The organism is Blastococcus sp. CT_GayMR16, assembly GCF_004570875.1.
Lineage (GTDB): Bacteria > Actinomycetota > Actinomycetes > Mycobacteriales > Geodermatophilaceae > Blastococcus_B.
The window spans coordinates 14,830-26,570 of the sequence record NZ_SPQK01000020.1 but is presented as its reverse complement, the minus strand read 5'-3'; the positions used below and the strand labels follow the sequence as shown (position 1 = coordinate 26,570).

15 protein-coding genes are annotated in these 11,741 nt (G+C 72.3%); 7 read left to right on the top strand and 8 right to left on the bottom strand.

All coding sequences use genetic code 11. From position 1 onward, the window contains the following. Positions 1-24 precede the first annotated feature (24 nt). A complete protein-coding gene (locus E4P38_RS18315) occupies positions 25-795 on the top strand; it encodes an NRDE family protein (RefSeq protein WP_135133397.1) in 771 nt (256 codons plus the stop codon). A 79-nt stretch (positions 796-874) separates the two neighbouring features. On the opposite strand, the gene E4P38_RS18310 is transcribed toward E4P38_RS18315, so the two are convergent. Both E4P38_RS18310 and E4P38_RS18305 read right to left on the bottom strand, forming a co-directional pair. Then, positions 875-1,342 (bottom strand): hypothetical protein, encoded by a 468-nt coding sequence (locus tag E4P38_RS18310; RefSeq protein ID WP_135133396.1) that lies wholly within the window; start codon positions 1,340-1,342, stop codon positions 875-877. A 106-nt stretch (positions 1,343-1,448) separates the two neighbouring features. Continuing rightward, entirely contained in the window at positions 1,449-2,522 is a 1,074-nt protein-coding gene (locus E4P38_RS18305) for an NAD-dependent epimerase/dehydratase family protein (RefSeq protein ID WP_135133395.1), read from the bottom strand. 72 nt (positions 2,523-2,594) lie between these two features. Between E4P38_RS18305 and E4P38_RS18300 the strand changes: the two genes are divergently transcribed. Beyond that, positions 2,595-2,945 (top strand): extradiol dioxygenase, encoded by a 351-nt coding sequence (locus E4P38_RS18300; RefSeq protein ID WP_135133394.1) that lies wholly within the window; start codon positions 2,595-2,597, stop codon positions 2,943-2,945. A 6-nt stretch (positions 2,946-2,951) separates the two neighbouring features. Here E4P38_RS18300 and E4P38_RS18295 read toward each other — a convergent pair whose 3' ends face one another. The 3 genes from E4P38_RS18295 to E4P38_RS18285 are packed head-to-tail and all read right to left on the bottom strand — an operon-like array spanning position 2,952 to position 4,936. After that, positions 2,952-3,149: a helix-hairpin-helix domain-containing protein gene (locus E4P38_RS18295; protein WP_135133393.1), complete on the bottom strand. Its 198-nt coding sequence runs from the start codon at positions 3,147-3,149 to the stop codon at positions 2,952-2,954. Then, positions 3,146-3,484 (bottom strand): cytoplasmic protein, encoded by a 339-nt coding sequence (locus E4P38_RS18290; protein ID WP_135133392.1) that lies wholly within the window; start codon positions 3,482-3,484, stop codon positions 3,146-3,148. The genes E4P38_RS18295 and E4P38_RS18290 overlap by 4 nt, the downstream gene beginning before the upstream one ends. Before the next feature lie 39 nt (positions 3,485-3,523). Continuing rightward, positions 3,524-4,936, bottom strand: coding sequence for a hypothetical protein (locus E4P38_RS18285; RefSeq protein ID WP_135133391.1), 1,413 nt, complete (start codon positions 4,934-4,936; stop codon positions 3,524-3,526). Between the two features lie 153 nt (positions 4,937-5,089). On the opposite strand from E4P38_RS18285, the gene E4P38_RS18280 reads away from it, so the two are divergent. From E4P38_RS18280 to E4P38_RS18265, 4 genes are read left to right on the top strand one after another with little or no spacing between them, the layout of a single operon-like run. Further along, complete coding sequence (locus tag E4P38_RS18280; RefSeq protein ID WP_209309181.1) at positions 5,090-6,643, top strand: FAD-dependent monooxygenase; 1,554 nt, start codon at positions 5,090-5,092, stop codon at positions 6,641-6,643. Positions 6,644-6,691: 48 nt separating this feature from the next. Next, positions 6,692-7,114: an SRPBCC domain-containing protein gene (locus E4P38_RS18275; protein WP_135133390.1), complete on the top strand. Its 423-nt coding sequence runs from the start codon at positions 6,692-6,694 to the stop codon at positions 7,112-7,114. Next, entirely contained in the window at positions 7,107-7,427 is a 321-nt protein-coding gene (locus E4P38_RS18270) for a metalloregulator ArsR/SmtB family transcription factor (protein WP_135133389.1), read from the top strand. The genes E4P38_RS18275 and E4P38_RS18270 overlap by 8 nt, the downstream gene beginning before the upstream one ends. Beyond that, entirely contained in the window at positions 7,424-7,858 is a 435-nt protein-coding gene (locus tag E4P38_RS18265) for an SRPBCC domain-containing protein (protein ID WP_167760616.1), read from the top strand. Before E4P38_RS18270 ends, E4P38_RS18265 begins: the two co-directional genes overlap by 4 nt. A 56-nt stretch (positions 7,859-7,914) precedes the next feature. Here E4P38_RS18265 and E4P38_RS18260 read toward each other — a convergent pair whose 3' ends face one another. From E4P38_RS18260 to paaK, 3 genes are read right to left on the bottom strand one after another with little or no spacing between them, the layout of a single operon-like run. Continuing rightward, positions 7,915-8,745: an alpha/beta fold hydrolase gene (locus E4P38_RS18260; RefSeq protein ID WP_135133387.1), complete on the bottom strand. Its 831-nt coding sequence runs from the start codon at positions 8,743-8,745 to the stop codon at positions 7,915-7,917. A 20-nt stretch (positions 8,746-8,765) separates the two neighbouring features. Next, positions 8,766-9,362, bottom strand: a complete 597-nt coding sequence (locus E4P38_RS18255) for a TetR/AcrR family transcriptional regulator (RefSeq protein ID WP_135133386.1) — start codon at positions 9,360-9,362, stop codon at positions 8,766-8,768. After that, positions 9,355-10,686: a phenylacetate--CoA ligase PaaK gene (paaK, locus tag E4P38_RS18250; protein ID WP_135133385.1), complete on the bottom strand. Its 1,332-nt coding sequence runs from the start codon at positions 10,684-10,686 to the stop codon at positions 9,355-9,357. Before paaK ends, E4P38_RS18255 begins: the two co-directional genes overlap by 8 nt. A gap of 103 nt (positions 10,687-10,789) precedes the next feature. On the opposite strand from paaK, the gene paaA reads away from it, so the two are divergent. After that, positions 10,790-11,740 (top strand): 1,2-phenylacetyl-CoA epoxidase subunit PaaA, encoded by a 951-nt coding sequence (paaA, locus tag E4P38_RS18245; RefSeq protein ID WP_135133384.1) that lies wholly within the window; start codon positions 10,790-10,792, stop codon positions 11,738-11,740. Position 11,741 lies beyond the last annotated feature (1 nt).

Sequence of the window (11,741 nt, the reverse complement as noted above, 5' to 3'; positions counted from 1 at the left end):
CCGGCTGACGGCGATCATGTGGAGGTGTGCACCGTCGTCGTCCGCTGGTCTGTGGGACGGCCACCCCAGATCCTGGCGTTGCGCGACGAGCTGACGACGCGGGACTTCGATGATCCCGGCACGTGGTGGCCCGAGTTCCCGGACGTCGTCGGCGGCCGTGACCGAATCGCGGGCGGCACGTGGTGCGCCTCGCGGATCAGCACGGGCGCAACCGCGCTGGTGGTCAACCGGCCGCTGAAGCAGGACGCCGATGCCGGCGCGCCGAGCAGGGGAGTGCTCCCGCTTCTGGCGGTGGCGCACGGCGCGGAGTGGCTCGATCACCTCGACCTCGGCGGCATGGCGAGCTTCGCATTGCTCCTGGCGACGCCGCAGCGCGTCACCACGTGGGACTTCGACGGCCGGGAGCTCCGGACGACGGAGCACCCGGAGGGAACCTCCATGCTGACCTCCGGTGGGCCGGAGAACCGCAAGGCGGAGACCTTCCTCAGAGCCTTCGAGGAGTCCGCCTACCCGGACGGCTGGCGCCGGCTCGTCCAGGACGGACCCCCGAGAGACGATCCGGCCGCGCTGGTGGTCCGCCACGAGCGGGACGGTCAGGTGTTCGCGACCGTGTTCGGTGAACTGATCGACGCGCGGCCGGGTCGACTGCGTCTGGAGTACAGCCGGCAGCCGTGGGTGGGAGAACCGTGGCAGACGCTCGAGGTGGGCGAGGCGCCGCTGGCGCGGAACGGCGATCGCACCGGTGCCGACACCACCAGCTGGTCCGACCCGACCCGTCCCGCCAGGTCGAGGTAGTGACCCCCGCGGCCCTCCAGGCGCGGCTCGAAGCACCCGGGGGCGAGCCGGCCAGAACCAGCGGACACGCTGGGTCGCCTTATGAGTCGATGCGCTCGTAGGTCAGCCGTAGGTCGTCCTCCCACGGGCCCCCCTCGTGCGACATGGTCCCCTTGGCGTCGAGTCGGCTGCCGTCGCCGGCGACGGTGAGGACCATCCGCTGGGCGAACCCCGCCTCGTCGCGGTGCCACGACACCTCGCCGTCGCCGACCTCGACGGTGTATCGGCGAGAGATGTCGCGTTCATCGAAGTAGATCATCGTGAAGGTGCCGGCGGCGTCATCGGAGCCGATCACCGCTACGCCGCTGGGGATCTCCGGCTCATCGATCTCGGAGCGCATCAATACGAAGGCACCGCCCTGGTGCCATGCGAACGATGTACGGCCATGGAAGGTCGTTCCTGGCACCAGCGGATGCGTCCCGGTCGTGCGCCATTCGCCCAGTAGCGGCGCCAGCGGTTCGAGTGCGGGGTTGGGTCGCTGCGCTTCCAGACCGATCGGTGTCGTCATCCGCAGGATGGTTCCAGCATGCGCAACTCATGCACCCCCGTCACCTCGGGAGTTGGGTGTCCCTGAAAGCCCCCCTTCAGGACGCGCGGGCGCCGGCCCGGGTGGTTCAAGGAGCCGGGCGGCCGGCCGGCCGCAGCAGCGGGCCGGGCGCTCCCTCCCCGCGGCCGAGGGCGGCGACGAAGTCCCGCAGCACCTCGTCCCCGCGATGCACCGGCGCCCAGTCCAGGAGCTTCCGGGCGCGGCTCGTGTTGAGCGCCGGGACCCGGGTGCCGATGTCCACCCACCCCGGCTCCGTCGGGATGACGTGCGCGGCGAACGCCGCCTGCACCGACGTCCGGACGGCGAGCGCGGGAACGGGGATCCGCACCGTTCCCAGGGCGCGGGCCAGGCCGTTGCCGTCCAACAGGGGTTCGGCCGCGAGGTTGAACGGACCAGGAGCGCGGCGGTCGAGCATCCGCACCACGGCGTCGGCGACGTCGTCGGCGTGCACGAACGAGACCGCCAGCCGGGGGAGCGGCAGGGGGAGCAGCCGGGCCACCGCACCTGGCAGCATCCGGGCGGCGCCGAACACCAGCGGCCCGAGGAAGTAGCGGCCGATCTCGCTGCCGGCGTCGGGCTGGAGGACCAGCGTCGGCCGGACGACGCTCACCGTCATCTCGGGGTGCCGGGCCGACACCTCGCGGACGACGCGCTCGGCCTCGGACTTGTCCCGGCTGTACTGCGCGCTAGGGATGCCGGTCGTCGGCCAGTCCTCCGCCACGCGCTGCCCGACCGCCCCCGGCGCGTAGGCGCCGATCGAGGACATGTGCACGACGTGGCGCACCCCGGCGACCCCGGCGGCGCGCATCACGCGGCGGGTGCCCTCGACGTTGACCCGCCGCAGGTCGTCGGGCTGACGGCCGGGCTGCAGCGCCCAGGCGAGATGGACGACGGCGTCGACGCCGTCCATGAACTCGGCGAGCGTGTCCTCGCTGCGCGGCCCGCCGAGGTCGGCCAGGTGCCACCGGACGCCGGAGTAGGGCGCGACGTCCGGAGGTTGCCGGCGGGCCAGCCCGCGGACCTCGGCCACCCCGGCATCAGGTGCGGTCAGCCGCCGGAGCAGCGCCGTCCCGAGGTTTCCGCTGGCGCCGGTGACGGCGACCGTCATCCCGCGGAGGTGGTCGCTGGTGAATTCAGCCATGAGCAGCCGCTACCCGGAGCGGTGACGGGCAACCGGTGCGACCGGTCACCGTGCCGGCCCTAGGTTGGGCGGATGATCCGGGGCGCGCACGTCATCCTGTACAGCACCGACGCGGAGGCCGACCGCGCCTTCCTGCAGGACCTGCTGCCCCTTCCCACGGCCGATGCCGGCGGCGGCTGGACGATCCTCCAGCTGCCACCGGGCGAGGTCGCGGTGCACCCGGCGGACACCTCGGGTGCCGTGGAGCTCTACCTCGTGTGCGACGACGTCGACGAGAGCGTGACGGAGTTCAGCGCGCGCGGGGTGACCTTCGACGGGCCGGTCAGCGACCAGGGGTGGGGACGGCTGACGACCATCCGCCTGCCCGGCGGCGGGCGACTCGGTCTCTACGAGGCGCGCCACCCCACGGCCTTCGACCTCTGAGGTCGGTCAGCCGAGCGACAGTCCCGCCGCCTGCAGCGCCTCCTGCAGACGGCCCAGCGCCTTCGGACCCACGCCGTGCAACCGCACCAGCTCGGCGGCGGGCACATCGGCCAGCCCCGCCAGGTCGGTGTACCCGGCTGCCCGGAGCGCGCGGGTCGCCGGTGCGCCGAGATTCGTCGGCAGACCGGGGGCGTCGTCGGTCATTCGGGGCCCAAGCTGACCATCGCCCCGCCTGTCGCTGACCCTTCCTTGAGCTCGACGAAGAGCACGTGGGTCGGGGTGTCGCCGATGTTCTCGCCGGCGTGCTGCTGCGCCGGCAGCCAGCCGGTGAGGCCGGCCGGCATCTCGACGTCCCGGTGCGCGTCCCCGGAGTGCAGCCGTCTCCGGAACGCGCTCAGCGTGTGCATCACGCTGTCGGGGTGCTCGTGCGGCGTCGTCCGGTCCCCGGGCCGGTCGGTGTACTCCAGGACGCGCACCCGGTCGTTCTCGAAGACGACCGCGTAGTGCTGGGGGTTGGACTCCACCGGATCGAGACTCATGACGCGTGACTGTGCTCCGCGGGCGGCCGGCTGACCAGGTCAGTCGCCGCGACGCAGGTACTTCTTGATGCAGTGGACGACGCCCTGCCGGCGGGCGAAGGAGGTGAAGTCGGCGAGCAGGTGGACCTCGAAGCCGAGGTCCGCCCACAGCTGCCTCATGTGGTCGTCGACGACGGCGAGGTCGCTCTCGGGGCCGTGGCCGAAGGTCGGCAGGTAGACGTGGCGTCCGACTGCCGCACTGTTCTCCACCAGGCAGTTGTTCCAGGTGACGTGGTGCCAGTCGCGGACCGTCACGTTCGTGTCTGCCTGCGCCCCGGCGGCCGACAGCTCGCGCACCGCCTGGGTCAGGGCGGCGTCCTTCTCCCGTTCGGCGATCGCCCGCAGGTCGGCCAGGGACAGGCTCTGCGCCACCGTGCTCCGGTGCACGAGCGGGTTGCGCCGCACGTCGAAGCCAGCCGCGGCGAGCGTGGCGGCGATCTGGTCGTACACCTCGCGCAGGTCGTACGGGGAGGTCGAGCCCAGCAGCTCGTCGGCCTGCGACGGGTCGCCCACCAGGACGACGAACCGGCCCTCCTCGCGCCCGACCAGAGTCACGAACATGTCGATGTGGAAGATCGGCTGGAAGGCGCCGGTGCCGCCCGAAGGCAGGTCCAGGAAGTACTGGTCCCCTTCCCGTCGTCCCCGGAAGTCCGGGACGGCGATCGGCTTGCGGGTACCGACGAGGTCGAGCCGCCGTCCCGCTTCGACGTAGTCGTGGAACAACCGACGGACGGCGGCGGACAGGTCGGCCCCGTCGGGGAGCTCCACCGGTGACCGGCCGCGGCGGAGCAGGACGATGCTGTCGGCGAAGTAGTCGGTGCCGAGGAACCAGAAGTCGTCCCCGATGAGGCAGTTGCCGCCCTGGAAGATCAGCGGCGCCTGCGAGGCGCGGATGCCGGTGTGCTCCTCGACGGCGTCGGCGATGAGCGCGTCGCCGGCGCGCTGGAACTCCCACGGCTCCATCAGGTACCGGGTGTCATCGATGGCGTCGGCCAGCGCCACGTAGGCGTCCTCGGCCCAGTCGGTGAAGCTGACGTAGTCCGGCAACGGCACGTAGGTGACGGTGTCGGCGTGCCCGGCCGAGTCGAACCACTCCTCGACGGCGGCCCGGGCGCCGGCGGCGTGCACGACCACGAACTCGGTGCCCGCTCGCAGGGCGCCGATGACCGAGCGGTACGCCGTGGCGGACTCCTGGTCCTCGACCGCCCACGCGGGGAACGCGAACAGGATCTGCGCGATCTGCCCCTGCCACGTGGAGTGCAGCCGGGGATCGGTCAGCCCGGGCGTGGGCGGGGCGGCCGACCGCAGCGACTCGTAGCGCGCCCGCGACTCGTCGCTGACCGGGTCACGGTCGGTGCGCCGGTACAGCGGCGCCTCCGGTACCAGCTGCCGGTAGAGGCTCTCGCTGACCATGTCGCTCCACCGAGGTCCTGGACCCATGACGCGATACCGGTCAACCCGGCACCCAGCGTCGCTCCCTGCCACTTCAACGTATAGCGCGGAGGGGGGCTTGCGGCAAGGCCCCCGTCGTCCCCCACACTTCGCGGCCGTGCCGGAACGGGAGACATGGGGGACGACATGGTGGATGTGCTCGTTGCCGGAGGCGGGCCGACCGGATTGATGCTGGCCGCTGAGCTGGCGCTGGCGGGGATCGATGTCGCGATCGTCGAGCGGCGGCCGACCCGGGAACTGGTGGGCTCGCGTGCCGGCGGCTTCCACTCCCGCACGATCGAGATCCTCGACCAGCGGGGCATCGCTGATCGGTTCCTCGCGGAGGGGCAGGTGGCCCAGGCGGCAGGCACCGGCAACAGGATGCTGGACGCCGGCGACTTCCCGACCCGCCACCCGTACACGCTCGGCCTGTGGCAGAAACACATCGAACGCATCCTGGCCGGCTGGGTCGACGAGCTGTCGGTGCCGATCCACCGAGGAGAGGTGATCGGCTTCGCCCAGGACGACGCCGGTGTCGTCGTCCACCTGGCCGGCGGCGAGCCGATCCGGACCGCGTATCTCGTCGGGGCCGACGGCGGGCGCAGTGTCATCCGCAAGGCGGCCGGCATCGAGTTCCCCGGTTGGGAGGCGACGACGAGCAGCCTGATCGGCGAGGCCGAGGTGGCCGAGGAGCCGGAACTGGGCACCCGCCGCACTCCTGCCGGCCTCCTCGCCTTCGGCAGGACGGAGTACGTGATCTGCGACGGCGAGGTGGTCTACGCGGACCGGGGGCCGGTGGGGATCATGGTGACCGAAGCGCACGTCGGACCGAACAGCGACCCGACCCTGCGCGACCTCAGCGAGGCCCTCGTCGCCGCCTGCGGGACCGACTACGGGATCCACAGCCCCACCTGGATCTCCAGGTTCACCGATGCCACGCGGCAGGCAGCGACCTATCGCGACGGGCGGGTGCTGCTGGCCGGCGACGCCGCGCACATCCACCACCCCTCGGGCGGGCAGGGGATCGGCCTCGGCATCCAGGACGCGGTGAACCTGGGGTGGAAGCTCGCCCAGGTGGTCAGGGGCGTCTCACCGGACAGCCTCCTGGACACCTATTCCGCCGAGCGGCACCCGGCCGGGGCCCGCGCGTTGCGGCAGACGATGGCGATGAGCGCCCTCCAGCGGCCCGACCCGCGGATCGAGGCCGTGCGCGACCTGATGGCCGAGCTGATGGACATGGACGAGCCGCGCCGCCACGTCGCCGGACTGCTCTCCGGCCTGGACGTCCGCTACGACCTCGGTGCGGGACACCCGCTGCTCGGGTGCCGCATGCCCGATCTCGATCTGGTGACCCCCGCCGGCCCGCTGCGGGTGTTCACCCTCCTGCATCCTGCCCGCCCGGTGCTGCTGAACCTCGGGGAGCGGGGCAGCGTCGACGTGGGGGCGTGGCGGGATCGCGTGCAGGTGGTGGACGCCTCCTACGACGGCGCGTGGGAGCTGCCGGTGATCGGTGCAGTCCCCGCTCCCGCAGCCGTACTGATCCGACCCGACGGGCATGTGGCCTGGGTGGGAGACGGGACCGGAGCGGGGCTCGAGGACGCGCTCACCACCTGGTTCGGGCCGCCGGTGGCCGGCCCGGTGCTCAGGGCGCGCGTGGGTTCCCCTCTCACGGACGGCGGGCTATGGTAACCGCCGAGTTACCGTAACCGATCGGTTACCACACCCGGGGAGGTTCTTGTGAAGTGCTACGAGTCGACGGCGACGATCGGCGCGAGTCCGGACGAGGTCTGGACCGTGCTCGGCGACGCCGCTGCATGGTCGTCGTGGGACTCCGGCGTCACCGGGGTGGAGGGACGCGTCGCTCTCGGCGAGAAGGTGACGATCCGCTCCGCGGCCGCGCCCGGCCGGGCGTTCCCCGTGAAGGTCACCACCGTGGAGGCCCCGCACCGGATGGAGTTCACCGGCGGCATGCCGCTCGGACTCTTCCGGGGCGTTCGCACCTACACGCTGACCCCGGACGGCGACGGCACCGTCGTCCGCATGCGCGAGGAGTACACCGGCCCGCTGCTCGGCCTGATCTGGCGCAGCATGCCCGACCTCCAGCCGTCGTTCGACCAGTTCGTCGCCGGGCTCAAGCGCCGCGTCGAGTCCGGTGCCTGAGGTCCCCGGACGGGATCCCTTCGAGGCGCTCGGCGACCCGACCCGGCGGGCCATCCTGAGTCTGCTCGGGGAGGGCGACCGGTCGGTCCAGGAGCTCGCTGAGCGGCTGCCGGTCAGCCGGCCGGCTGTCTCCCGCCATCTCCGCCTGCTGAAGGAGGCCGGGCTCGTCGTCGAGGAGCCACGTGGGGCGCGGCGGATCTACCGGCTTCAGGAGGAGGGGCTCACCGCTGTCCAGGCCTACCTGGAGCGCGTGTGGGGCGAGGCCGCCGCGCGGTTCCGGCTGGTCGCGGAGAACACCGAGGGCCGGCCGTGACCGAGCCGCTCCGGTTCTCCTTCGAGGTCGCCTGCCCCGTGGAGCACGCCTTCACCGTCTGGACGGCCGGCATCGGCACCTGGTGGCCGGCCGACCACACGGTCACGGGGGAACGGGATCTGCGCGTCGCCCTCGAGGGCCGGCCCGGCGGGCGGATCTACGAGCGGACGGCGGACGGCGTCGAGCACGACTGGGGCGAGGTCACGGTGTGGGAGCCGCCGCACCGCCTGGACTACCTCTGGTTCCTGCGCGCCGACCGGGCCGACGCCACGGACGTCGCCGTCCGCTTCGTCCCTGCGGGGGAGTCGGCGACCCGGGTCGAGATCGAGCACTCCGGCTGGGAGCGGCTCGGTTCCCGGGGCGGGGCATGGCGCGACCGCAACCAGCAGGGCTGGTCGACGCTGTTCCCGCACTACCTCGCCGCCCTCTAGGTGCTTTCGGTACCGAAAGCACCAACTCAGGAGGTGCTTTCGGTACGAAAGCGCGGTCAGGCGGTTCGGACGTGCGCGGTGACCAGCTCGGCGACGCGGTCCGCGGCCAGCTCGGGGATCCAGTGCGAGACGTCCTCGAGGACCTCGAGCCGGTAGGGGGCGTCGACGAAGCGCGCCGTGGCGTCGATCCCGGCGCGGCCGAGGAACGCGTCGCCGGTGCTCCACATGTGCAGCGTGGGCACGCGGACAACGCCCACCCGGTCGCGGCCGCTCATCGGCAGCGCGCGGTACCAGCCGAGGGCCGCGCTGAGCGCCCCCGGCTCGTGCATCCGGGCGACGTAGTGGGCGGCGGCCTCGCGGGACAGGCCACCGCTGCGCAGCATCCGGCGCAGCGGCGTCCCCCCGCCGGACAGCAGCAGCCGTTCGGGCAGGTAGGGGAGCTGGAAGGCGAACATGTAGTACGACCGGAGCGCCTGGTCGCTGGTCACCATGGCCTTCGCCATCGCCGCGGGGTGCGGCACCGAGAGCGCGGTCAGCGTCCGCACCCGGTCGGGGTGCCACGCGGCCAGCGCCCAGGCCACGATGCCGCCCCAGTCGTGCCCCACGACGTGGGCGCTCTCCAGCCCGGCGGCGTCCATCAGCGCGAGGACGTCGGCGGTCGTCTCGCGCAGGCGGTACCGGCCGCGGCCGCGGGGCCGGGCCATGGGGGAGCAGCCGCGCTGGTCCGGGGCGAGCGTGCGCAGGCCCGCCTGGTGCAGCGCCGGCGCCACCAGGTCCCAGGCGGCCGAGTCCTGCGGAAAGCCGTGCAGGAGGACGACGGGCTCGCCGTCCGCAGGGCCGGCGTCGCGGACGTCGAAGGTGAGGCCGTCACGGCGGAAGCTGTCCACGGCACCACCCTGCCGCACCGTCAGCCGGTCCGCAGGCCGTCGAACGTGGTCGCCACCAGCGCGTTCGCGAGGTCGTCGGACGACAGCGGCCCGTCCGGGCGGTACCACTCCGTCAGGGAGTTGACGGTGCCGAACAGCAGCCGGCCGATCACCGCCGGGTCGACGTCGGGGCGCACGCTGCCCTCCTGCTCGGCGGCCCGCACCAGATCGCTGACGACACGGTCGAACTCACGCCGCCGTGCCACGGCGGCACGCTCGACGTCGGTGTTGCCCCGCACCCGGAGCAGCAGCGTGACGAATGGCAGCTCGGCGGTCAGCACCCGGACCGAGCCGCGGACGACGTGCTCCAGCCGGTCGATCGCCGGGCCCGTCGTCGCGCCCGGTTCCCGGGTTACCGAGAACAGCCCGTCGAGGGCCCGGTCCACGGCCAGCCGGAGCAGCTCCTCCTTGCCGGGCACGTGGTGGTAGATCGCCGACTTGGTGATCCCGGCCCGCAGGGCGAGCTCGTCCATGCTCGTCGCCTCGTACCCGCGCTCGTTGAACACGGCGACGGCGACGGCGAGCAGCGACTCCAGCGAGTGGCCCGGGCGGCCGCGGCGGACCGCCTGCTCAGTCACGGGCGCGCTGGTCCAGCAGCCGCTGCAGCTTGCCCACCGAGCGGGGCAGCGTCTCGGGGTCGACGACGACGACGTCCACGCTCACCCCGACGGTCTCCTTGACCGCGGCCGACACCTCCTCGGCCGCGTTGCTCCGGCGGTCGTCGGCGCAGTCGGTGCGTGCCTCCACCTCGACGGTGAGGTGGTCGAGCCGGCCGCGGGTGGTCAGTACCAGGCGAAAGTGCGGCGACAGCCCCGGCGTCCGCAGGACGACCTCCTCGACCTGCGTCGGGAACAGGTTCACCCCGCGCAGGATGATCATGTCGTCGGTGCGGCCGGTGACCTTCTCCATGCGGCGCATCCCCGGGCGTGCGGTGCCGGGGAGCAGTCGGGTCAGGTCGCGGGTGCGGTACCTGATGACCGGCATGCCCTCCTTGGTCAGCGTGGTGAACAGCAGTTCGCCCCGCTCGCCGTCCGGCAGCACCTCGCCGGTCAGCGGGTCGACGACCTCCGGGTAGAAGTGGTCCTCCCAGATGTGCAGGCCGTCCTTGGTCTCGACGCACTCCTGGGCCACGCCCGGCCCCATGACCTCCGACAGCCCGTAGATGTCGACCGCGTCGATGCCGAGGCGCGCCTCGATCTCCTGGCGCATCTGGTCGGTCCACGGTTCGGCGCCGAAGATGCCGATCTCCAGCGACGTCGACCGCGGGTCGACGCCCTGCTTCTCCAGCTCGTCGATCACGGCGAGCATGTAGGACGGCGTCACCATGATCACCCGGGGCCGGAAGTCGGTGATCAGCTGCGCCTGGCGCGGGGTCATGCCACCGGAGATGGGGATGACGGTGCAGCCGAGCTTCTCCGCGCCGTAGTGGGCGCCGAGCCCGCCGGTGAACAGCCCGTACCCGTAGGCGACGTGCACCGCGTCGCCCGGACGGCCACCCGCGGCCCGGATCGACCGGGCCACGACCGTGGCCCAGGTGTCCAGATCGCCCTCGGTGTAGCCGACGACGGTCGGCCGCCCGGTCGTGCCGGAGGAGGCGTGCACCCGGCGGATCCGGTCCTGGGGGACGGCGAACATGCCGAAGGGGTAGTTCTCCCGCAGGTCCGCCTTGCCGGTCGTCGGGAACTTCGCGAGGTCGGCCAGCTCCCGGCAGTCGTCGGGGTGGACGCCGGCGGCGTCGAAGGCCTGCCGGTAGTGCGGCACGTTGTCGTAGGCGTGCCGGAGTGTCCACTGCAGCCGGGTCAGCTGGGCCGCGCGCAGCTCGTCGAGGCCCATCCGCTCCGCCGGGTCCAGCGTCCCGGGGTCCGGGGCGAGCCCCGGCCGTGCGGTGCTCTCCGTCGTCATCGCCGTCCCTCCGGGTCGCGTCGTGCCGACCTTGTGCTGCCGCGGTGTCGTGGGCCACACTATTCCTGACCGATCGGTCAGTAAATGCTCTGAGGGAGATGCGATGAGCGCCCCGACGCGGGACAGCCTTCTCGACGACGCGACTCTCGAGGCGTACTTCGACGCGACGATCGCGGCCGGCCACCGCATCGAGCCCCGGGACTGGATGCCCGAGGGCTACCGCAACGGCCTGATCCGGCAGATCGCCCAGCACGCGCACTCCGAGATCATCGGGATGCAGCCCGAGGGCGACTGGTTGCTGGCAGCCCCCAGCCTTCGGCGCAAGGCGATCCTGCTGGCCAAGGTCCAGGACGAGGCCGGCCACGGCATGTACCTGTACTCCGCCGCGGAGACGCTCGCCGCCGACCGGGCCGATCTCACCGACAAGCTCATCGAGCGCCGGCAGAAGTACAGCTCGATCTTCAACTACCCGACGCTCACCTACGCCGACGTCGGCGTCATCGGCTGGCTGGTCGACGGCGCGGCGATCTGCAACCAGGTGCCGTTGTGCCGCAGCTCCTATGGCCCGTACGCGCGGGCGATGATCCGCGTCTGCAAGGAGGAGTCCTTCCACCAGCGGCAGGGCTACGAGCTCCTCATGACGATGATGGGCGGCACCCCCGAGCAGCGCGCGATGGTGCAGGACGCCGTCGACCGGTGGTGGTGGCCGTCGCTGATGATGTTCGGCCCACCGGACGACGACAGCCCGAACACGGCCCAGTCGATGAAGTGGGGCGTCAAGCGGCACACCAACGACGAACTGCGGCAGCGGTTCGTGGACATGTCGGTGCCGCAGGCGGAGTTCCTCGGCGTCACGCTGCCCGACCCGGAGCTCACCCTGGACCCGGAGAGCGGGCACTACCGCTTCGGCGCGATCGACTGGGCGGAGTTCAAGCGGGTGATCGCCGGAGAGGGCCCGTGCAACGACGAGCGGATCGCCCGCCGGCGCGCCGCCCGCGACGACAACGCGTGGGTCACCGAGGCGGCGACCGCCTACGCGGAGAAGCAGCCGTGAG